The 23,569-nt window shown below is 43.8% G+C and carries 15 protein-coding genes and 2 tRNA genes; 12 read left to right on the top strand and 5 right to left on the bottom strand.

Annotation, left to right across the window (positions count from 1 at the left end):
- Positions 1-446: 446 nt before the first annotated feature.
- The 5 genes from I6L24_RS14745 (at position 447) to I6L24_RS14725 (ending at position 10,859) form a co-directional block, all read left to right on the top strand.
- Positions 447-2,048, top strand: coding sequence for an isocitrate lyase (locus I6L24_RS14745; RefSeq protein ID WP_004280550.1), 1,602 nt, complete (start codon positions 447-449; stop codon positions 2,046-2,048).
- Between the two features lie 257 nt (positions 2,049-2,305).
- Complete coding sequence (locus I6L24_RS14740) at positions 2,306-5,401, top strand: multidrug efflux RND transporter permease subunit (protein ID WP_216986238.1); 3,096 nt, start codon at positions 2,306-2,308, stop codon at positions 5,399-5,401.
- A gap of 172 nt (positions 5,402-5,573) precedes the next feature.
- Positions 5,574-8,702: an efflux RND transporter permease subunit gene (locus I6L24_RS14735; protein ID WP_216986237.1), complete on the top strand. Its 3,129-nt coding sequence runs from the start codon at positions 5,574-5,576 to the stop codon at positions 8,700-8,702.
- Positions 8,703-8,862: 160 nt separating this feature from the next.
- Complete coding sequence (gene mgtE, locus I6L24_RS14730; protein ID WP_216986236.1) at positions 8,863-10,203, top strand: magnesium transporter; 1,341 nt, start codon at positions 8,863-8,865, stop codon at positions 10,201-10,203.
- A gap of 74 nt (positions 10,204-10,277) precedes the next feature.
- A complete protein-coding gene (locus I6L24_RS14725) occupies positions 10,278-10,859 on the top strand; it encodes a DUF4112 domain-containing protein (protein ID WP_005265851.1) in 582 nt (193 codons plus the stop codon).
- Between the two features lie 80 nt (positions 10,860-10,939).
- Here the strand turns inward: I6L24_RS14725 and htpX are convergent, their stop codons facing one another.
- On the bottom strand, positions 10,940-11,845 hold the full coding sequence (gene htpX, locus I6L24_RS14720; RefSeq protein WP_004280540.1) for a protease HtpX: 906 nt from the start codon (positions 11,843-11,845) through the stop codon (positions 10,940-10,942).
- Positions 11,846-12,021: 176 nt separating this feature from the next.
- Positions 12,022-12,894 (bottom strand): lytic transglycosylase domain-containing protein, encoded by an 873-nt coding sequence (locus tag I6L24_RS14715; protein WP_004731848.1) that lies wholly within the window; start codon positions 12,892-12,894, stop codon positions 12,022-12,024.
- A 499-nt stretch (positions 12,895-13,393) separates the two neighbouring features.
- On the opposite strand from I6L24_RS14715, the gene ttcA reads away from it, so the two are divergent.
- Complete coding sequence (gene ttcA / locus I6L24_RS14710) at positions 13,394-14,320, top strand: tRNA 2-thiocytidine(32) synthetase TtcA (RefSeq protein WP_004280538.1); 927 nt, start codon at positions 13,394-13,396, stop codon at positions 14,318-14,320.
- A 206-nt stretch (positions 14,321-14,526) separates the two neighbouring features.
- Positions 14,527-14,913 (top strand): SCP2 sterol-binding domain-containing protein, encoded by a 387-nt coding sequence (locus I6L24_RS14705; RefSeq protein ID WP_005265849.1) that lies wholly within the window; start codon positions 14,527-14,529, stop codon positions 14,911-14,913.
- 93 nt (positions 14,914-15,006) lie between these two features.
- Here the strand turns inward: I6L24_RS14705 and I6L24_RS14700 are convergent, their stop codons facing one another.
- Positions 15,007-16,122, bottom strand: a complete 1,116-nt coding sequence (locus tag I6L24_RS14700; RefSeq protein ID WP_004280534.1) for an MltF family protein — start codon at positions 16,120-16,122, stop codon at positions 15,007-15,009.
- A gap of 362 nt (positions 16,123-16,484) precedes the next feature.
- On the opposite strand from I6L24_RS14700, the gene greB reads away from it, so the two are divergent.
- The 5 genes from greB (at position 16,485) to epmA (ending at position 19,737) form a co-directional block, all read left to right on the top strand.
- Positions 16,485-16,979, top strand: coding sequence for a transcription elongation factor GreB (greB, locus tag I6L24_RS14695; protein ID WP_005265847.1), 495 nt, complete (start codon positions 16,485-16,487; stop codon positions 16,977-16,979).
- An 88-nt stretch (positions 16,980-17,067) separates the two neighbouring features.
- Positions 17,068-17,157, top strand: a tRNA-Ser gene (locus I6L24_RS14690).
- Between the two features lie 271 nt (positions 17,158-17,428).
- Positions 17,429-17,518 (top strand) — tRNA-Ser (locus tag I6L24_RS14685).
- Positions 17,519-17,698: 180 nt separating this feature from the next.
- Positions 17,699-18,766, top strand: a complete 1,068-nt coding sequence (locus I6L24_RS14680; protein WP_005265845.1) for a 4-phosphoerythronate dehydrogenase — start codon at positions 17,699-17,701, stop codon at positions 18,764-18,766.
- Positions 18,763-19,737, top strand: coding sequence for an EF-P lysine aminoacylase EpmA (epmA, locus tag I6L24_RS14675; RefSeq protein WP_005265844.1), 975 nt, complete (start codon positions 18,763-18,765; stop codon positions 19,735-19,737). The genes I6L24_RS14680 and epmA overlap by 4 nt, the downstream gene beginning before the upstream one ends.
- An 83-nt stretch (positions 19,738-19,820) precedes the next feature.
- Here epmA and I6L24_RS14670 read toward each other — a convergent pair whose 3' ends face one another.
- Both I6L24_RS14670 and I6L24_RS14665 read right to left on the bottom strand, forming a co-directional pair.
- Positions 19,821-21,056, bottom strand: coding sequence for a multifunctional CCA addition/repair protein (locus I6L24_RS14670; RefSeq protein WP_005265843.1), 1,236 nt, complete (start codon positions 21,054-21,056; stop codon positions 19,821-19,823).
- 94 nt (positions 21,057-21,150) lie between these two features.
- On the bottom strand, positions 21,151-23,430 hold the full coding sequence (locus I6L24_RS14665; protein ID WP_004645736.1) for an NADP-dependent malic enzyme: 2,280 nt from the start codon (positions 23,428-23,430) through the stop codon (positions 21,151-21,153).
- Positions 23,431-23,569 lie beyond the last annotated feature (139 nt).

Raw genomic sequence — 23,569 nt, 5'->3', positions numbered from 1 at the left:
CCTCTTTTCGCTTTAAAAGAAAATCATAAAGGCCGTTTTTACGTTCAAGATTTGAGTGAAAAGTAAACTAAATCAAAAATTCCTTAAGTTGAATAAATCATCGAAGATCAGCATTTTTTAAAAATAAAAGGGCATAAAACCCATATCCAGACTTAAGTCTAATGAATTATTTTTAAGCAACATGCAGAAATTTTATCCATTTTTATTTTTAAATAAATTTATATAAAACACTAATTTAATATAATTTATCAAGATTGTACTAAGACTTTGATCTACTCATTTTTTAAATAAATACTGAAGATTCTTGCAGACTATTGGATTAATTTTCATAAGCCCACTAATCTTTAGCTATCCCAACGGATCGTCGAAAATCTGAACAAGTCATTGAGGGTGTGATTTGAGCGGTTCGTTGCAGAAAAATCCTAATATTATTACAGGAATATATCATGACTACATACCAAACAGCGATTGATGCAATTCGCGAATTAAAAGCGAAATTCGGTAACACTTGGGCAGACATCAGTCCTGAAGATGCTGCGCGTATGCAACTTCAAAACCGTTTCAAAACTGGTTTAGACATTGCGAAATATACAGCGGCAATTATGCGTCGTGATATGGCTGCTTATGATGCAGACTCTAGCAAATACACTCAATCACTAGGTTGCTGGCACGGTTTCATCGCGCAACAAAAAATGATTGCGAACAAAAAATACTTCGGTACAACTGAACGTCGCTACATCTACCTTTCTGGTTGGATGGTTGCAGCGCTTCGTTCAGAATTTGGTCCACTTCCTGACCAATCTATGCACGAAAAAACGTCTGTTCCTGCATTGATCGAAGAAATCTACACTTTCTTACGTCAAGCTGACGCGAAAGAATTAAACGACTTGTTCCGTGCACTTAAAAAAGCACAAGAAGCGGGCGACACTGCTAAAGCAGCTGAAATCACTTCACAAATCGACAACTTCCAAACTCACGTTGTGCCAATTATTGCGGACATCGACGCTGGTTTCGGTAACGAAGAAGCGACTTACTTACTTGCTAAGAAAATGATCGAAGCGGGTGCTTGTGCACTACAAATCGAAAACCAGGTTTCTGATGCGAAACAATGTGGTCACCAAGCTGGTAAAGTAACAGTTCCACACGAAGACTTCATCGCGAAAATCCACGCTCTTCGCTATGCATTCCTGGAAATGGGTCTTGACGACGGTATCATCGTTGCACGTACTGACTCTGAAGGCGCTGACTTGACTCAAAAAATCCCAGTGGTTAAAGAGCCAGGCGACATCGCTTCTCAATACATCAGCTACTTAGATACAACTGAAATCGACATTTCAGAAGCGCAAGAAGACGAAATCCTGATCAAGCGTGATGGTAAACTTCACCGTCCTAAACGTCTTGCTTCTGGTCTATACCAGTTCCGTGAAGGCACGCAAATCGACCGCGTTGTACTTGACTGTGTAACTAGCCTACAAAACGGTGCTGATCTTCTTTGGATCGAAACTGCAACGCCTAACGTTGCTGAAATTGCTCACATGGTTAACCGTGTACGTGAAACAGTTCCAAATGCGAAACTTGTTTATAACAACTCGCCTTCGTTCAACTGGACTTTAAACTTCCGTCAACAAGCATATGACCGTTGGGTTGCTGAAGGTAAAGACGTTTCTGCTTACGACCGTGCTAAGTTAATGAGCGCTGAGTACGATGCAACTGAACTGGCTGCTGAAGCTGACGAAAAAGTTCGTACATTCCAAGCTGATGCTGCTCGTGAAGCGGGTGTGTTCCATCACTTGATCACACTTCCGACTTACCACACAGCTGCACTTTCTACGCATGAGCTTGCTCAAGGTTACTTCGGTACTGAAGGTATGTTGGCTTATGTTGCTGGCGTACAACGTAAAGAAATCCGCGGCGGTATCGCATGTGTTAAACACCAAGCAATGGCTGGTTCTGACATCGGTGATGACCACAAAGAAATCTTCGCTGGTGACAATGCATTGAAAGCTGGTGATGATTCTAAAAACACAATGAACCAGTTCAGCGCTTAATCCGCTTAATTGATTCACCAAAAAACCCTGCATCTGCAGGGTTTTTTGTTTGGAAAAATGCTATTAATAAATAGGGAAGAGCAATCTCAAGAACGTGCTCAAGAGGGATTATCCATAATTTCTCCATGATTGGTTTTTATCGCAGCTTTTATGTGTTTAATTCTTGCATTCTAGTGCTATGTCACTGAATATTTGGATATAGCATGCTTATGTTCTGCATCAATTTACCCTTATTTAATTAAAAGTGACCCGGACTTATGCTGTCTAAATTTTTTATCCACCGCCCGATCTTTGCTGGGGTACTGGCGATTGTTGTCATGGCAATCGGCCTGTTCGCAGTAATGAACCTGCCAGTGGAACGTTATCCGGACATTGCCCCGCCAAGGATAACGGTGGCAGCAACTTATAGCGGCGCTTCTGCGGAAACTGTGGAAGAAAGCGTGACTCAAGTGCTGGAACAGCAAATCAAAGGCATTGATCATCTGCTGTATTTCAGTTCGAGTAGTGATTCTTCAGGACGCAGCCGGGTCAGCATTAGTTTTGAAAATGGCACCGACCCAGATACCGCACAGGTGCAGGTACAAAATGCGATTAATGGCGTGCTCAACCGATTACCGGAAGATGTGCAACGCCAAGGTGTTAATGTCTTTAAATCGCTTGGCGATACTCATATGGTGATTAGCCTGTATGATGAGTCGGGGCGCAGCAACAATATTGAACTTTCCGACTATCTGATGACCCATCTGGAACAGGACATTTCCCGGATTGAAGGCATTGGTGAGGTTGATGTTTTTGGTTCACAATATGCGATGCGGATCTGGCTGAGTCCGGCAAAATTAAAACAATATAACCTGATGCCAAGCGATGTGCGTGCTGCGATTGAAGCCCAGAATACTCAGGTCGCTGCTGGTGCGATTGGTGATCTTCCAGCCATAGACGAGCAATACCTGAATGCCAAAGTTACTTCGGGTTCACGGCTAAAAACTGTAGAAGAATTCCAGAATATTATTGTCAAATCGGATCGTGCCGGCAGCTTTATTTATTTGAAAGATATTGCGCGGGTAGAACTGGGTGCTGAAAATTATCAGTCTTATAGTACCAATAATGGTTATCCATCAGCAGGTCTGGGTATTTCACTGGCCTCAGGGGCCAATGCCATTGCCACCTCTAATCTGATTAAGGCTGAAATTGCCCGTATTTCCCAGCAATTGCCTGAAGGCTATAAAATTGCTTACCCACGTGACAATACGCCTTTTGTACAAGAATCAATTAAAGAAGTGATCAAAACCCTGATCGAAGCCGTGATCTTGGTCATCATTGTGATGTTCATTTTCTTGCAGAACTGGCGTGCCACTTTGATTCCTACCGTGACTGTTCCAGTGGTGATTTTGGGTACGATGGCGGTGCTGTATGCACTGGGTATGAGTATCAACACCTTAACCTTATTTGCGCTGGTTCTGGCGATCGGCCTGTTGGTGGATGATGCGATTGTTGTGGTGGAAAACGTCGAACGGTTGATGCATGAAAAGCAACTGTCTGCCAAGGACGCGGCCCTGGAATCCATGCAGGAAATTAGTGGAGCACTGATCGGGATTACTTTGGTTTTGACCGCAGTCTTTATTCCGATGGCTTTCTTTGGTGGTTCGACTGGCGTGATCTATCGCCAATTTTCTATCACTTTGGTTGCGGCCATGTCGCTGTCCTTAATGGTGGCATTGATTCTAACCCCAGCATTGTGCGCGCTTATTCTAAAACCGAATCCTAAACCGGCAAAATGGGCATCCTGGTTTAACCAGAAACTGGATCATTTAAAACATCGTTATCTGAATTTGTCTAAACTCACGATTCAGCGTCAGGCGATTTGTCTACTATTGTTTGCTGGATTGATCGGTGTGTTTGCGCTGTTCTATCGTGCTTTGCCGACCAGTTTCTTGCCGAGTGAGGATCAGGGGATCTTAAGCTTGCAAATCAAATTGCAGGAAGGCGCTCCGATGAAAAATACCATTCAGATCGGTGAAGAAGTCCGTAAGTATTTTCTGGATCAGGAACAAGCTAATGTCAATCTGGTGATGATCCGTTATGGGCGAAATTTCTCTGGAACTGGTCAGAACCTCGCGACCGGTTTTGTAGCGTTGAAACATTGGGATGAGCGTTCCGGTCAGGACAATACTGCACAAGCGATTCGTGAACGGGCCTTGAAGCATTTTCAAAGTAATCGCAATGCACAAATTAATGTGTCCATGCCAGCTTCAGTCAATGGTCTGGGACAAACCGATGGTCTGGATTTCTGGATTCGAGATATCAATGGCAATGGCCGGCAATATCTGGAACAGCAATTTAAAGCGCTGGAAGCTCGGGCGGGCAACTATACAAGCTTTGAAAATCTGGGCAAGCGTTCTAATCCTGACAAAGCAGAACTACGTGTCAATATTGATCAGAAACAGGCCATGGCCAACGGCCTGACTCAATCGGCAATCAACAGTACTTTATCCAGTGCTTGGGGAGGCAGTTATATCAATGACTTTATTGATCGCGGCCGGATTAAACGGGTGATTATGCAGGGTGATGCTGAATTCCGTTCTAAGCCGGAAGATCTGGCACAGTGGCATGTGCGCAATGACCAGAATCAGATGGTGCCTTTCAGCAACTTCTCGCAAGTAGGCTGGAGTGGTGGCCCTGAAGTGGTCAACCGCTTTATGGGTTATACCGCATTGCAAATGGAAGCGGATCGGGCTAAAGATAGCAGTTCCGGTCAGGCCATGCAGGATGTGGAAGCTTTGGTTGCCGAGCAGGAAGGGGTGGATGTGGTCTGGAGCGGTCTTTCTTTCGAGGAAAAACAGTCCAATAATCAGGCGATCTGGCTGTATCTGATTTCAATTGGTTTTATTTTTCTTTGTCTGGCGGCTTTATATGAAAGCTGGAGCATTCCAACCGCCGTGATGTCAGCTATTCCACTCGGGATTGGCGGCAATATTATTTTCAGTTATCTGGCTGGTTTCCCGAATGATATCTATTTCCAGATTGCCTTGCTGACTACCATTGGTCTGTCCTGTAAGAATGCCATTCTGATTGTGGAATTTGCTTCATTAGCGCAGCAACAAGGTAAATCGGTAGTAGAAGCCGCACTAGAAGGTGCGTCTTTACGTCTACGTCCAATTTTGATGACTTCTTTGGCCTTTGGCGCAGGGATTTTACCGCTGGTCTTTGCTACAGGCGCTGGTGCGGTGAGTCGTCAGGAAATTGGTGTGAGTGTATTTGGTGGTGTCATTTTTGGAACATTGCTGGTGCTGATTTTTATTCCATTTATGTATGTTTTGATTCGCCAACTCATCATCAAAAAATCGCGTGCTTAAAACAAAGGAAAACTCTAGAGCTTAAAAATCCCCGTTTATACGGGGATTTTTTTATCGTTAAAATTTATCCGATAGCTGGTTGCGTTTTCAGCATGGTGTGAAAATTGCTATAGAAATCATCTATTCATACAAGAATGCGTCGTGAGAATGCATCTGATGGGGATTTTTATTCATGTTGTCACGCTTTTTTATTTATCGACCTAAATTTGCAACCGTGATTGCCATTATCATGATGGTATTAGGAATTTTTGCACTGCAAAAAATTCCGATTGAGCATATGCCGAATATGGATGCACCTGCGTTAGGTGTTTCTGCGGGGTATCGTGGTGCATCTGCGGAAACCGTTGAGCAATCGGTCACGCAAATTTTAGAACAAGCGATAAAAGGCATTGAAGGTTTGGAAAGCTTTCAGTCCAACAGTAGCGTGGGGCGTGCAAATCTGGCCCTGTCGTTTGAGCAAGGCGTGGATCTCGATCAGGCACTGTTGCAAGTGCAAAATGCGGTCAATGGTGTGCTAAGTCGATTGCCTGAAGAAACCCAGCAAAATGGAGTGGCTGTTTATAAACAAGGTTATGATCAATTTGCATTACTGAGTTTATATGATGAATCAGGGAAGGCGACACCGACAGAGCTTGCTGACTATTTAATGGTGCATGTTGAACCGCGTTTTTCCCGTATTGACGGGATGGGTGAGGTGGAGCTTTATGGCGCAGGCTATGCGATGCGCATTTGGCTCACTCCACATAAACTGCGCCAATTTAATCTGATGCCGAGTGATATTCGCAATGCAGTCGAGGTACAAAATGCACCACTTGTGTCTGGTTCTATTGGTGGATTACCGACAGCACAAGATCAATACATGAATGCTAAGGTCAGTGCGGGATCACGTTTAAGTAGCATTGATGAATTTGAAAAAATTATTGTGAAAACAACAGATTCAGGTTCAGTGCTATACTTGAAAGATGTCGCACGTGTTGAGTTAGGGGCAGAAAGTTATAACCATTTAAATTATACCAACGGTCATTTATCCGCTGCATTATCGATTCAATTGGCGCCACGGAGTAATGCGATTGCGGTTTCAGAGCAGATGCAAACGGTATTGAAAAATGCCCAAGCCAATTTGCCTGCACATTATCAATTACGTATGACCATGGACAAAACCCCATTTATTACCAGTTCAATTGAACAAGTCGCGAAAACTCTGGTTGAAGCGATGGTACTGGTAGTCTTGGTGATGTTTATCTTCCTGCAAAACTGGCGCGCCACTATTATTCCTGCAGTCACGATTCCGATTGTAGTTTTAGCCACATTTGCGGTGCTGTATGTATTAGGAATGAGCTTAAACAGTTTTACCTTGTTTGCCCTGATTTTGGCGATTGGCCTGCTGGTCGATGATGCCATTGTGGTCGTGGAAAACATTGAACGTTTGATGCATGAAGAACATTTGGATGCTCAGGCTGCAGCTTTAAAGTCAATGAAGGAAATTAGCGGTGCATTGATCGGGATTACTCTGGTCTTAACTGCTGTATTTATTCCCATGGCATTTTTTGGCAGTATGACAGGGGTCATCTATCGTCAGTTTTCCATCACGTTGGTCGTGGCAATGCTACTTTCTTTATTGGTGGCACTTATCATCACCCCTACATTTGCAGCGCAACTGCTAAAACGTCAACCACATCAACCAAAATGGGCACAGCGTTTTAATCGTGGCATGGATAAGCTCACCATACGTTACCAAAAGCTTTCTGCACGTAGCATGCAGTTTAAAATGACGATGTTGGCTGTATTTAGTATATGTGTTTTAGGCTTTGGCTGGCTTTATAAAACCTTGCCCGAAGGGCTAATGCCAACGGAAGATATGGGCTTTGTCATGGGTCAAATTGTGATGCCGGGTAATGCACCACGTTCTGAGATAGAAAAAGTAGGGCGTGAAGTCCAGGACTATTTAATGCAACATGAATCTGAGCGCATTCAAAGCATTGGGATTTGGTATAGCGGAAACAATGTTGGGGTTGGGCCTTATCGTGGTCAGCTCTTTGTCGTATTAAAGGACTGGGCAGCGCGTAAAAATCCTGAAGATACCGTCTTTGCTATTGTAGATCGTGCACAAAAGCACTTTGCCAATCATACCAATGCCCAGATTTTCTTTATGGCACCTTCTATGTCAAGTAATGGACGTGTGGTCGACTTCTGGTTACAAGATCTAGATTCACGGGGTAGCGAGTTTTTACAGCAATCCTTCTCTGAGATTGAAACTCGTGCCAAAGCAAAATCATCGATTGAATATTTACAACTTGATGTACCCAAAGAAAGTGCCGAGCTGAATATTAAACTGGATGTAGAACGTTTACTCAAATATGCCGTACCTCAGCAAAGTTTTAACAGTACGTTGGCTGCGGCTTGGAGTGGTACTTATATCAACGACTTTATTGATCGTGGGCAAATCAAACGGGTCATCATGCAAGGCGAAGCGGAGTTCCGTTCTAAACCTGAAGATTTGGCACATTGGCATGTCCGTAATAGCAAAGGCGAAATGTTATCGTTTAATCAATTCACTACGCTGAATTGGCAAGGTGGACCGAATAGTATAAACCGTTATATGGGCTATAACGCCGTGCCTGTGTATGCAGGTATTCCCAAAGATCAATTTTCGAGTCAAACCATGCAAGATGTCGAAGCTTTAGTCGATGAACAAGACGGAGTAAATTTGGCCTGGAGTGGAGCCGCCTTAGAAGAAAAACGTAGCAGTGGGCAAGCTATTTTCTTGTATCTAATTTCGATTGCCTTTATTTTCTTATGTTTAACGGCACTCTATGAAAGCTGGACGATTCCTGCTGTGGTGTTGACCGCGATTCCTCTGGGCGTGGGAGGAAGTATTCTGTTCTGTGTCTGGTTTGGTTTTGCGAACGATATTTACTTTCATATCGCCTTGCTGACGACTATCGGTCTGTCCTGTAAAAATGCAATTTTGATTGTAGAGTTTGCTGCACAAGCAGAGCGGGCAGGTCATACTCCGGTTCAGGCCGCGATAATGGCTGCGGGCTTACGCTTGCGTCCTATTGTCATGACTTCCATTGCATTTGCAGCGGGTGTATTGCCTTTGATGTTTGCCACGGGCGTCAGTGCAATCAGCCGGCAGGAGATTGGCAGTAGTGTTTTTGGTGGGGTGCTATTTGCTACTGTCCTGGTACTGCTGTTTATTCCCTTTATGTATGTATTGATCCGTAGTCTCATGATTAAAAAAACGGTTTCTCAATCAGTGGTGATAGAGCATCCATCTTTAGAAAGTGAACAAGCCTGACTCAGTCAGGCTTTTTTCTGGCTAAATATCGAGGAATTGATTTATACAAAAAATATCGTCATATTGCAGCATGATCATTAAAATTATTCACATGAAAAATTAGGATACAGGGATCAGGACAAACATCTCTTGAATGCCAGACTTTTATAATGAGCTGCTTATGCCGACAATTTCAGAGAAAATCCAGCATATCCAACAACAATTACATTCTGAAAATCACGACATCGCTGTAGGCTTACTCAGTCAGCTGAATGTCGCCGATCAGGCGCGCATTTTAAGTCGTTTAGATGCTCGGCAACAGGCCCAAATTTTAAGGCAACTGAATGAATCAAGCTTGGTCTATGCCTTTATGCCCCTAGGGCAGCAGTTAAACGTGACAAAGTACTTATCCATTTCAGAACTTGTTCCCATTCTGGACGCAATGCCCTCTGATGATTTTGTCGATATTTATAAGCAGTTTTCGCCGCCGCTACAGCTGCAATTGATGAGCGCATTATCTGAAGAATCCCAGCAGACACTCAAAGATCTGGCCATCTATCCGGAAGGTACAGCGGGTGCCATGATGAGCTCAAGTTTTGTGACGCTCTCACCCGATTTAACCATGGATGAAGCGATACAGGCTTTACGTGTGGTGGCCGCCGGGCAGGAAACCCTGTATTTGATTTATATTGTCGATGCAGAAGAACGGCTGATCGGTGTGATTTCCTTAAGGCAGATCATACAGGCCTTACCTGAGCTGAGCATTGCCGAGGTGATGCAACGTGACGTCATTTCTGCTCAGGTAACAGATGATCAGGAAATTGTAGCTCGAGCCTTGGCCTATTATGATTTTATTGCTCTGCCTGTAGTTGATGCACAGCAAAAACTCTTAGGAATTGTTACTTATGACGATGCTATGGACATTGTCGAAGCCGAAACCACTGAAGATATTTTAAAGTCGGGTGCAGTGACACCGTTGACTGAATTGAGCCTTAAAACTGCCCCGATTTTGACCCTGTATCAGAAGCGGGTCTTTTGGCTGGTCATTCTGGTTTTTGGCAGTCTGCTCTCGGGAATCGGCATTGCACACTTTGAAGAGATCATTGCCGCACATATCGTGTTGGTATTTTTCTTGCCACTTTTGGTAGGCAGTGGCGGGAATGCCGGTTCGCAATCAGCCACCTTGATGGTGCGTGCCTTGGCCACAGGCGATGTCGAATTTAAGGATTGGTTTAATTTGCTCAGTCGCGAATCTCTGGTGGCGCTGTGCTTAGGCGGCACTATGGCGATTGCGGTATCCATTCTGGGTTATATTCGGGGAGATATCATGGTAGCTGTGGTGCTGGCCATCAGTATGCTCGGGATTGTATTGATGGGCTGCCTGATCGGCATGAGTCTGCCTTTTATTTTAAATAAACTCAAACTTGATCCTGCCAGTGCTTCGGCGCCGTTAGTGACTTCTATCTGCGATGCTACCGGTGTGATTCTGTATTTATTCGTTGCTTCCAAATTATTGTTTTAATTCACAGATTGATACATCAGCGTAGAAAAAATACTTTATGCTCAAGAAAATCAGCATCATTTCTGGAATAACCTATGCCTGAGCCTGGACAAAAACCAAAACTAAGCCAACAAGAGGTGATACGTCTGGAACGTGATCTGGCCAAGTTTGCCAATATGATGGACTCCGTGGTGCGTATTCCGTTTACCAAGCAAGGAGTAGGGGCAGACGCGGCTTTAAGTACGATTCCGGTTGCGGGAGATATTGCCGGTTTTGTATTGACCTGTTATGCCATTCATAAGGCCAAACAGATCGGGGTGCCGAGTGCCAAACTCAATCCAGTGATGAAGATGGCGGCGATCGATGCGGTAGTAGGATTTATTCCGGTGGCGGGCACGGTCTTTGATATTTTTATCCGGCCCAGTCGCAAGGCACTCGATGTCGTACACTTGCATATTCGTGAGGAATATCAGATTAGCAGTGACCGGCATGTGGTGCATCCATTTTTGCATGAAAGTCTGGAGCGCAAACAACAGCAATCTGCATTCTGGCGCAATCCCGTGGTGGCCTGGATCTGGATTCACATCCCCGATATTTTAGGCACTTTATTCCTGATTTTATTTGTTATCGCGATCGGGTGGGGTGCTGTGGCGCTGTATCAATGGTTCAGCCAATGATAGGTCAGCTAAAGAATAATTAAATCCAATAAAAAAGCCTGCAATAGCAGGCTTTTTTTGAATCAAAACTAAAGTTTTACTTAAGCACAATCAAGTTGTTGCAATGCAGCGACACGCTGTTCGATGCTTGGATGTGTCTGGAACAATGCAGCAAGGCTAAAGCCTTCTTCTTTACCCGCAGAAATCGCAAATGCTTTCATTTCTTTCGGCATGGCATCTGGCATTTCAGATTCTGCCTGTAAGCGCAGTAATGCTGAAATCATAGCTTGTTTACCTGCCAGACGTGCGCCTGCTTCATCAGCACGGTATTCACGGTGACGAGAGAACCACATCACAATCGACGACGCCAAGATACCGAACACGATATCCAGCACAATGGTAATTACGAAATAGGCAATACCCGGAGCTTCACCTTCTTCACGACCAAAGACATTGCGATCAATAAAATCACCTGCGACACGTGCGAAGAACATTACAAAGGCGTTCACCACACCCTGGATCAGGGCAAGAGTCACCATATCGCCATTGGCAACGTGACCGATTTCATGCGCCAATACAGCACGAAGTTCGTCTTTGTTCATACGCTCAAGCAAGCCAGTTGATACCGCAACGAGAGCATCATTTTTGTTCCAGCCGGTGGCAAAGGCATTCGACTGGTAAGAGGGGAAAATACCCACTTCCGGCATTTTAATGCCTGCACGCTGAGAAAGTTGTGCAACTTCTTGGAGCAACCAGGCTTCAGCTTGGTTACGAGGTGCATTCGGGTCAATCAGTTCAGTACCCGTGGTCTTTTTCGCCATCCATTTAGACATGAACAGGGAAATCATTGAGCCGACCATACCGAACACAAAACAGATGACCAACAGGTTGCCTAGATTCAAGCCACCTGCGCCATGGTAACTACCGACACCGAAGAGTGACAAGATAATGCCAGCTACAACCAGTACCGCGAGGTTGGTTAGCAAGAACAAACCAATCCGCATCATTGAGAAATCCTCTTATTACAGAAAAATAATCTGATTATTAAATGTAAATCATTGAAATCAATATGCGGTGAAATCGAGAAGAATTCAAGGAAAAAATAGCATTTGGCTACAAAAAACACAGGATATTCTTTGTACAAATAAAAACATAGGTCTTTAAAAACAAAGCTGTTTAGGAATTATTCACTTAAATATATTTTTGCAGATGCTGACGCATTGGCGGTGGCATAAGAGCCTGCCGGTGCATCGGTGAAACTGCCATCCGCTTGAGCAATGATCTGACGCTGATACTTGGCAGCCTGAATATTGGAAGCTGTGGTGGTTCCAGTCGAATAATTGTCAGAACTGGCAATCACACGGCCAGTATCAGAAGATGCTGTATAGGCAGCACTATGATTACCTAGACCTTGAGCATATAGGTTCTGATAACGGCTGCTGACACGACGGACATAGTCCTGAGTTTCACGAAACGGTGGTACGCCCTTATATTTAGCGACATTACCTTCACCAGCATTATAGCCTGCCAGTGCCAAGGTGGTATTGCCATTAAAGCGTTTTAATAACCAGGCCAGATATTTGGCACCTGCCATAATATTCTGCTGCGGGTCATAAGCATTGCTGACATTAAAACGACGGGCAGTCGCCGGCATGAGTTGCATTAAGCCCTGTGCACCGACTGGAGAGCGTGCCTGTACATTAAAACCGGATTCGGTATGCATCACAGCTTTAATCAAGCCTTCAGATACACCATAGGTTTGTGCTGCCTGACGGATGATCGAGTCATAGGCATTTTTATTTCTACTATAGCTAGGCAATACCGAGGCTTCACTCGAGCCCCAGTTGCTATAACTGTGAATATTGCTGTCTGGATAATAGGTTTTCTTTTCTACCTGTAGATGATTATAGCGACTTTTCTTATTAGTCAATAAAGTACTGCCATTACTGTCGCGTAATTGATAGATCGTTTGACCAGCATAAGCAAAATGACAACAGCTTGCCAATAGCAAACCACTGATCCCATAACGCCCCAAAACATGCACATTTATTTTCATTGTTTATATTAAGTAAACACAAGCGAGAAAAATTTAATAAAGAGTTTAACAAAAAATTACGGAATGAAAAGACTTGTGCGCTGCATTTATAAACGAGTTTGTAAATGCAAGTCATTTTTTACATTTTAGCGATAGAAAAAAAAATATGATTTAATTTAAAACCTTAGGCTTGACAGGGTTAACTATTTGATTTTTATTAATAATTAAATTGATCAAAAAATGATCAATTCAAAGAAAAGCCTTATCTTTTGAGCCGGACAAGTTGTCAAGTCTGTTTCAATCCACAAAGTTATCCACAGCTTTTGTGGACAACTGTGGAAAAGTCCAAAAGATAAGCATCTTGACTAAAAAATGAACGCAATCGTTCAATATATCAATCTAAATAAAACATGAAAATGAAACTAATAAGACATTTTCATGAAAATAAATTCTTTTGATGCGATAGCGGTCTGAATCGGCTAAAATTGCGCGGTATTTTTTTTATGGGTTAATCTCGTCTATGTACTCGCCAGTTGAGTCCGAACAAGGATTTAATTTCAAACCTGAACTGCCAACAAGCTCAGCCTACTACCGTTTGTTGAAGAAGCTTCGCCGCCAGGTCGGACATGCCATTCGTGACTTCAAGATGATTGAAGAAGGCGATAAGGTCATGGTGTGTATTTCTGGTGGTAAAGACAGTTATACCCTGTTGGATATCCTGCTACAGTTCAAGCGCATCGCACCGATCAATTTCGATGTAGTGGCTGTGAATCTGGATCAGAAACAGCCAGGCTTCCCTGAAGATGTTCTGCCGCGTTATTTAGAAGAAAATAACATTCCGTATTACATTCTGGAAAAAGACACCTACAGCATTACCAAAAAACTGACGCCAGAAGGCAAAACCTATTGTGCAGTCTGTTCGCGTTTGCGTCGTGGTTCTTTATACGGTTTTGCGCAGGAAATTGGCGCGACCAAAGTTGCTTTAGGCCATCATCGTGATGATATCTTGGCGACTTTCTTCCTGAACCTGTTCCATGGCGGCAGCTTGAAAGCTATGCCACCAAAACTGTTGTCTTCAGACAAAAAGAACATTCTGATTCGCCCACTGGCCTATGTGGAAGAAAAAGACATCATCAAATATGCAGAAATGCGTCAATTTCCAATTATTCCATGTAATTTATGTGGCTCTCAGGACAACCTGCAGCGCGCAATTATCAATGACATGTTACGTGATTGGGATAAAGCACATCCAAAACGTCTGCACAGCATTTTTGGCGCATTGCAAAATGTTTCGCCATCGCAGCTGGTCGATCGTGAATTATTTGATTTTGAAGTGCTGGACAGCCAGCGTGAATTCGACTTCAAAGGCGGTGATTCAACTGAAGAAGCTGTGGAAGGCGAGAACCGTCGGATCAATATGGTCAATCTGGGCTTTGCTGCAGACTAATTTTAGAACGTGTAGACATCAGCCTGCGGGTTGATGTCTGCTTATAAACATAAATAAAAATAGAACTACAAAAATTGAACGGCGCGTACAAAATTCGTTAGCCTTTGCGCTAATGATCATGATATAACAAAGCACAAGCATAATAGCTTCAACATGATGTCGTCTGGATAGTCGACACAAATGAACAAATAATTTGAGGAAAGATCATGCCTGCTTTTTTAACTGATGATTGGTTTTCAACTGTAGAAACTCTAACTGCGCAAGCTGGCGATTTGAATTTGCCACCAGCTTTGGCGAACCTTGCGATTAATTTGGTTGTAGCGGACACTACAGGTAATACTGAACTATCTTTAGATAGTGGGGCAATCAAAAAAGGTTTGTCTTCAAATGCCAAAACCACGCTGAATATGGATGGCGAAACTCTACGTAAAGTTTTCCTGGAGTTTGATATGGCGGCTGCGATGCAGGCCTTCATGACAGGTAAAATCAAAGTACAGGGTGATATGTCACAATTGATGGCACTTCAGACTGCAAAACCAAGTCAGGAACAAAAAGATTTGTTCAAGAAAGTACTTGAAAATACCACGGCTTAATTCTGCTAAAACATTAGCCTGAATGAAGACGAAAAAAGCTTACCCTGAGGTAAGCTTTTTTTATGGCATTTTGATTAATGCTAAGGTTTTAGCTTAGATATTCACCAATTGTGGTGTGGTCTTGATATGCTCCAGATAAGCACGAATACGGGTCACATATTGCACCGCTTGACGGTAACGACCATTATTGGCTTTATTCTGATCCAGATAGGCATATAAGTTCACCCAGTTATTCGGGTTCTTGCCTTGCGACTGAATGCGCTTTTGCAACTGATTCACTGCACCTGGACCCATATTATAAGCCACCAGTGCAAACCAGTTCCGATCTGGAAAAGGAATATGATCATAGCGACTAAGCATTTGATCATAATACTTGGCGCCACCCTGAATACTTTGAGCCGGATCGGTACGGTTACTCACGCCCATGGCTTTTGCTGTACTGTTGGTCAGCATCATCAAACCACGCACACCCGTCGGAGAAACTGAATTCGGTTTCAGATAAGATTCCTGATAACCAATGGCCGCCAGTAAATGCCAATCCAGGTCATACTGCTGCGCTGTCTGTTTAAAACTCGCTTCATAGATCGGCAGACGGTTGTTCAAATCACGTTGAATGGTGGTCCAAGATTCCTCTTTCACGACATTCTGATTATAAAATGAAGCAAGCTGCTTAATGGCACCACTTTGTTTGCCTTTGCAGACAAAAGCACTGGCCGTCTGGCTCAAAGGATCTGTAGCAGATTTAAACACCAGATTTAAATTGGTATTCAAGCCATTACTCGACAGAATTGATTCATCGCCACAAGTGGCCGAGAACGACGTCAAACGCTTGTTTTCAATGGTGCGTATATCAGTAGTCGTCATAGCCAGATTGGCTTTACCCTGAGCAACCCACTGTAGGGCAGTCTGATTATCAGGAACGATTTTAAAATCGAGTTTTACATTCAGATTGTTAGCATAGTTACGAACCAGATCATAACCGAAGCCATGCAGATGTTGTCCATCCTGGAATACAGTAGTCGGATTTTCAACCGCAACCACGGTCAACTTATTGCTATTGACCACATGATCAAACTGAAGTGTGGTCTTACTTGCATTGATACTGTGTAGGGGAATAAATGCAGTGCTCAGTACAAGTGCTTTCAAAGGGAGAGAAGAAATTACAGATCTTAGGCAAAGCCTCGACCCAGTGGATGAACTACTGTGCATGTTGTCTCCGCTACAAGTAATTTATGCCCTAAAAATCACAGCCAACAAAGCCAGAAATTTTAACAGTTTGATAAATTCAATAAGGGTTGGGCAGTCATGACGTCATTCAAAATGACAAGAGATTTAAAGATAATTATGTAGAAAAACTACATAGATTAAAAATTAAGCATTTCCGGAAGTTGGTGGCATATTAATGATCTGAAAAACGATTGTCAAATTTTGTACACAAATTATTTTTAAAAATAATTTTAAGATATTGAAATATAAAGTTAATTTTTTTGGAATTTTACCATTGTGTTAAAGTGGTAAATAAAATAAGCTGTTTGTAAGTTAAAACACTGAAAATTTGATCAGCAAGACGTATGAAATCCAACTTAATCACCCGTGCTGGACACGATAAATTGGTGGCAGAACTTAAGAATCTCTGGCATGAAGAACGTCCTGAAATTACCAAAAAAGTGAACTGGGCAGCCAGTCTTGGCGACCGTTCTGAAAACGCAGACTACCAATATAACAAGCAAATTTTGCGTAAAATTGATCGACGGGTCAGGTATCTCGGCAAGCGCCTCGAAGAACTGAAAATCATCGATTTTTCCCCGGAGCAGGAAGGAAAAGTTTATTTTGGTGCCTGGGTGGACATTGAAAATGAAGAAGGTGAACAAAAAACTTTACGCATTGTCGGTGTAGATGAAATTTATGATCATCATCCGCAGCATATTTCGATCAGTTCGCCGATGGCACGCGCGTTATTGGGCAAGCAGGTCGATGATGAAGCCGAAGTAGTGACTCCCTCCGGCAAGAAACTCTGGTTCATCAATTCAATTCGTTATGAAAAGCCAGAAAATTCAGCAGATTAATATAATTGATTTTATTTTGTGCAGTTGATGCAGCGAAAGCATAAAAATATTTGCCAAGCGTGATTTTTGTTTATATCATGTCGGCCATGGAAGCGTGGCAGAGCGGTTTAATGCACCGGTCTTGAAAACCGACGAGGGTGTGAGTCCTCCGTGAGTTCGAATCTCACCGCTTCCGCCAAATTTTAAAAACCCAGTCAATTTGATTGGGTTTTTTTATGTCTCAATTTTTTTGATTGTTGATCCACTTGATGCTGAATGCGGTTATTTCTCTCATCATTTTCTACTGAGTTAAATACAACTCAAGATCATTTCAAGATTCAAATCTTTGAATGAAAATACTCAGGTTGGCTTTGATTCCGGATGATTTTTAGCTGAATAAACCACTTTTTATAGAAGTTTCGCTAAATTTTATTGCCAAAAATCTAATTTATTTATATGATGGCGGCCAAGGAAGCGTGGCAGAGCGGTTTAATGCACCGGTCTTGAAAACCGACGAGGGTGTGAGTCCTCCGTGAGTTCGAATCTCACCGCTTCCGCCAAATTTTAAAAACCCCAGTCGAAAGATTGGGGTTTTTCTTTTTAGGCTGCAGATCTTGAATATTAAATTCTTCAGTCCTGAACTTAATTCATAAAATCTTGAAAAATGGACGTATCGGCCAAATATAGAGTCAGAGGCGTCAACGCGCTATCATACGCCCAAGCATCATATGGATCTCATTATGAAAATTGTCGCAGATGAAAATCTGGCATTTACCGATTATTTCTTTTCCGAATTTGGTGACATTCAACATTGTGCAGGGCGAACCTTAAGCGCAGATGATGTCAAAGATGCCGATAGCCTGTTGGTACGTTCAGTGACTCAGGTCAATGAAGTACTGCTACAGAATAGTTCGATTAAATTTGTGGGTAGTGCCACCATTGGCACAGATCATTTGGATATTGCTGCATTAGAACAGCATGGGATTCAATGGAGTAATGCAGCCGGCTGTAATGCGCAAGCAGTGGCTGAATATGTGATTACCGCGTTATTGCAGGTGCGTCCTGAATTACTCGATGCCAATGCGACATTTACCTTGGGTATTGTCGGTTTGGGTAATGTTGGAACCCGACTGGTCTACATGGCGAAGCTCTTGGGCTGGCGCGTGATTGGCTATGATCCTTTGGTGAAAAGAGAGCAGGTTGATCAAGTTGAATTTCATGAATTATTACAGCAGGCGGATGCAATTTCGATTCATGTCCCTTTAACTACAACAGGCGCATATCCGACTTATCATTTATTCAATGCTGCTGCATTGGCACAAATGCAGCCTGACGCAATCCTGATTAATTCAGCACGTGGGCCTGTTATTGAAGAGGCCGCGCTGATCCAGGATATACAGGCGACACATCGCACCGCGATTTTGGATGTTTTTGAGCATGAGCCGGTGATTTCAGCAGAACTTCTGGATCTGGTCACCTTGGTGACTCCGCATATTGCCGGCTATAGCCTAGAAGGCAAGGCACGTGGTACCCAGATGATCTATGAGGCTTTTTGTCAAACTTTCGGTTTTGCAGCTAATAAACAGTTTGAAACCCAGCTGCCTGTCTGTGAGCAGTTTTTTCAGGGACAGGATTTGAAAATGGCATTGCAAGGGCATTTGACGCAAATTTATGATATTGCTCGTGATGATGCCAATCTACGTGCCTGTCTCAAAGAAAGGGTGGTGGATCAGCAGGCATTTGATCATTTACGTAAAACCTACCCACTACGTCGTGAGTGGGCAGCACACGGTGGGCCGAAGGCATGACAATGACGTATCAACCCACTTGTGACCTTCAAGCCATGCATGCGCGTGCGAATTTATATCGTCAAATCCGTCAGTTTTTCGCTGAGCGCGATGTCTTAGAGGTGGAAACACCGATTTTGTCTCAAGCCGGTGTGACCGATGTGCATTTAGCTTCGGTACAGGCACAGCGCTATGTGCTGGGTAAAGTGCATACACATTATTTGCACACCTCACCTGAATTTGCCATGAAGCGCTTATTGGCCAGTGGCTCTGGACCCATTTATCAAATCTGTAAAGTCTTCCGTGATGATGAACATGGGCGTAAGCACAATAGCGAATTCACCATGCTGGAATGGTATCGTCCGGGATTTAGTTTAAAAGATTTGATGTTTGAAGTATCTGATCTGTTGAATGTGACCTTGAAAGCACGTTTTGGCGAAATACGTCCGACCATTTTGAGTTATAAGCACGCGTTCATGGATCGTCTGGATCTCAATCCGCTTCAGGCAACTTTACAGGAATTGAAAGATTGCTGCCGCCGCGTTGGTCTTAATCTGGATCTGGGAAATGACCGTCTTGGCTATATCGACTTGTTATTTTCACATATGGTTGAACCGAGTCTGGGGTTTGATACCGCAGTATTCCTGACCGATTTCCCCCCTGAAATGGCTTCTTTGGCCAAAACCCGAATCGATGAAGAGGGTGAACTGGTCGCCGCACGTTTTGAGCTGTATATCGAAGGTTTAGAATTGGCCAATGCTTATGATGAACTGATTGATGCTGACGTATTACGTTCGCGCTTTGAGGCAGATAATGCTGAACGAGCCAAACTTAGCTTGCATGTCATGCCCATCGATGAATATTTACTGGCGGCTTTACCGAAGATGCCGGAATGTTCAGGGATTGCCTTGGGAATTGACCGTTTATTGATGATTGCAACTAATCAAATGAAACTGGAAAAGGTGATTACTTTTCCGGCAGATATTTCCTGATCCAGCGAATTAGATAGTTTTAATTCCTTTTTTGATAAAGAGAAATTAAGCTATAAAAAAAGCACCCGAAGGTGCTTTTTTTATTATTCAATTGTTGCGGTTTGTTGTGCTTTAAGCTCACCAAGTGCCTGAATCCGTCGTTCAATCAGCATTTCGCCAATATCCGGTCCCTGAATATCGGCAGGCAGGTCTTGTGCCTTGATGGCACGTACGGTCTGCATTGCATCAAGGACGTATTGGGCTTGTGGATAAGCACGATCTTCCAGACCTAGACGGCCACGTGAATCACATTCACACGCCTGAACAAAAGCTTCGACACGTTCAGGGCGACGTAACACATCCAGACGTTGCAATAATCGCCATAAGGTTCCCGGCTTAAGATTGAAGGCCTGATGGCATTTCAGATGCTCTTTGCACACAGCCAAAGCCAGCTGCTTGGTATACGTCGGCACTTTTAAACGGTCACACAGGTCATTCACTGGCTTGATGCCTCGCTCTTCATGCATGATATGTCGCGGTAATTCTTCAAGCGGCGTCAAAGCTTTTCCTAAGTCATGCACTAAAACGGCAAAACGTACATCCAGACTATAATTTTGACGACACGCCTGCTGCAAGGACATCATGGTGTGAATGCCACAGTCAATTTCCGGATGATATTCAGGGCGCTGTGGAATGCCATATAAGGCATCAATCTCAGGGAAGAGTACCTTTAAAGCACCACATTGACGTAATACTTCAAAATACACATCAGCATGACGTTCCGATAATGCACGGGAAGTTTCTTTCCAGACGCGTTCCGGTGTCAATGCATTTAATTCACCGGTTTCAGTCAAGCGTTGCATTAACGCCAAAGTTTCATCGGCAATCACAAAACCTGCACTCGTATAACGGGCAGCAAAACGGGCTATTCGCAGTACGCGCAATGGATCTTCGATAAAGGCATCGGAAACATGACGTAGAATCCGGTTTTCCAGATCCTGTTGACCGCCATAAGGGTCATAAACCTGGCCGGCATCATCCATGGCCATGGCATTAATGGTCAGATCGCGACGAATCAGATCCTGCTCTAGCGTAACGCTGACATCGGTATAAAACTCAAAACCATGATAACCGGCGCTAGATTTACGTTCGGTACGCGCCAGTGCATATTCTTCTTTTGTTTGGGGATGTAGAAAAACAGGGAAATCTTTGCCTACGGGCTGATAGCCTAAGTCAAGCATTTGCGCGGGGGTTGCACCAACGACTACATAATCTTTTTCGTGATAGGGGTGTCCGAGCAAATGATCTCGAACTGCGCCGCCTACTAAATAAACTTGCATGAAAAAACCTCTATTCTTACAAGCATCATGCTACAGAATAGAGGTTTTCTCAAGTTAAGAAACGAGGCTGATGCGTCGTTATCTTGTCATTGGCTTAAAGTGCATCTTGTTCTGCTTGCTGGATTTCAGCAACAGTCAGTGCAGTCATGTTGATCACACGGCGCGTGGTCGCAGTCGGCGTCAAAATGTGGACAGGTTTCGCAGCACCCAACAGAATTGGACCAATCGTTACGTTGTTGCCTGAAGTTGCCTTTAACAGGTTAAACGAGATATTGGCAGCATCCAGATTTGGCATGATCAGCAAGTTTGCAGAGCCTTTGAAACGTGAATTCGGGAATGCAAACTGACGAATGTTCTCATCCAGAGCAGCATCACCGTGCATTTCACCTTCAACTTCCAGCTCAGGCGCAATTTCAGACAGGATGTCATATACCTTACGCATTTTTTGCGCGCTGGCATCATGCTGGTCTGAACCGAAACTTGAGTGAGACAGCAGGGCAATACGTGGTGTCATACCAAAACGGCGAACTTCTTCAGCGGCCAGAATGGTCATTTCAGCCAGCTGTTCAGCTGTTGGATTGGTGTTGACATAGGTATCGGCAATGAACAAGTTACGGTCTTCAAGCATCAAGGCATTTAGGGTAAAGAAGGTATTATGACCATCTTTCTTGCCAATGATGTTGCTGACGAAGTCCAGGTGAATGTCATAGCTTGAATACGTACCACACAGCATACCATCTGCCATGCCATGTTTCACAAGCATCGCTGCGATCAGGGTAGAGCGGCGACGTGCTTCACGCTGTGCGTATTCAGGCGTTACACCCTTGCGCTGCATGATGTTGTAGTAATCATCTGCAAACATTTCATAGTTCGGGTTCTTTTCCTGATCAACAATCGTGATATTCACGCCATCTTCAAGACGTAGGCCCAACTTTTTGATGTTGGCTTCAATTACAGCTGGACGACCCACTAAAATTGGAATTGCCAAACCATCATCTACCGCGATTTGAACTGCGCGAAGTACACGCAGGTCTTCACCTTCCGCATAGGCAATACGTTTAGGATCAGATTTAGCCTGTTCAAAAATTGGTTTCATCATGAATGCAGAGTTGTAGACAAACTCAGACAAACGTTGACGATAATGCGAGAAATCTGTGATTGGACGTGTTGCCACGCCCGAATCCATGGCTGCTTGTGCAACAGCAGGGGCAATCTCTAGGATCAAGCGTTGATCCAGTGGACCCGGAATCAGGTATTCACGGCCAAATGATGCTGATTTTTCACCATAAGTCGCCGCATCAGCCTCAACGTGTGCCATACGTGCAATCGCGTGGACACAGGCAATTTTCATTTCTTCGTTAATGGTGGTTGCGCCAACGTCCAGCGCACCACGGAAGATGTACGGGAAGCACAGTGCGTTATTCACCTGGTTCGGATAGTCAGAACGACCAGTCGCCATGATCACGTCATCACGAACTTCATGCGCATGTTCAGGCAGAATTTCTGGATCCGGGTTCGCCAAGGCAAAGATGATCGGATCTTCAGCCATGACCTTGACCATTTCTTTGGTCAAAATGCCCGCAGCAGAAAGACCAAGGAACATGTCTGCACCTGAAATCACGTCACCAAGCTGAGTAGCTTCAATGTCTTGTACATAGGCTTTCTTAGATTCATCCAGGCCTTCGCGATGTGTAGTCAGCAGACCGCGTGAATCGGCAACGATGATGTTCTCTTTTTTAGCACCCAGAGCGCAAAGCAGATTTAAACAAGACAGTGCAGCAGCACCCGCGCCTGAAGCCACGATCTTGATGTCTTCAATTTTTTTACCGTTGATTTGTAACGCGTTGAGGAGCGCAGAACCGACAATAATCGAAGTACCGTGCTGATCATCATGGAATACTGGAATATTCATGCGTTCACGCAATTTTTGCTCGATATAGAAACACTCTGGCGCCTTGATATCTTCAAGGTTAATCCCGCCAAAAGTCGGTTCTAATGCAGCTACAATATCCACAATTTTGTCTGGATCATTTTCAGCAATTTCGATATCGAATACATCAACGCCAGCGAATTTTTTGAATAATACGCCTTTACCTTCCATCACTGGTTTAGAAGCCAAAGGACCAATATTACCCAAGCCAAGCACGGCAGTACCGTTGGTCACTACAGCAACCAGGTTGCCACGAGCCGTATACAATGCAGCAGTTGAAGGATCGCGTTCAATCTCAAGACATGGTGCAGCTACGCCAGGCGAGTAAGCAAGGGCCAAGTCACGTTGGTTGACCAATTGTTTGCTTGGTGTAACGCTGATTTTCCCCGGGGTAGGAAACTCGTGATAGTAAAGGGCCTGTTGCTTTAAAGATTGTTCGTCCATCAGTCTCTCGATCGTTGTAAAGATTACCCGGTCAGCGGGCAAAGAATTTATTTATGTTCCTGAATATACCATTTGTTAGCCAGTTCGGACAGACAAAGACGGCCGTTTTTCCAACAAACTTATTGTGGTGGGGTATGGA

It is taken from the genome of Acinetobacter lwoffii (genome assembly GCF_019048525.1).
GTDB classification, from domain to species: domain Bacteria; phylum Pseudomonadota; class Gammaproteobacteria; order Pseudomonadales; family Moraxellaceae; genus Acinetobacter; species Acinetobacter lwoffii_K.
Note: the sequence above shows the minus strand (reverse complement) of the source record. Positions and strands in the feature narration are given on the sequence as shown.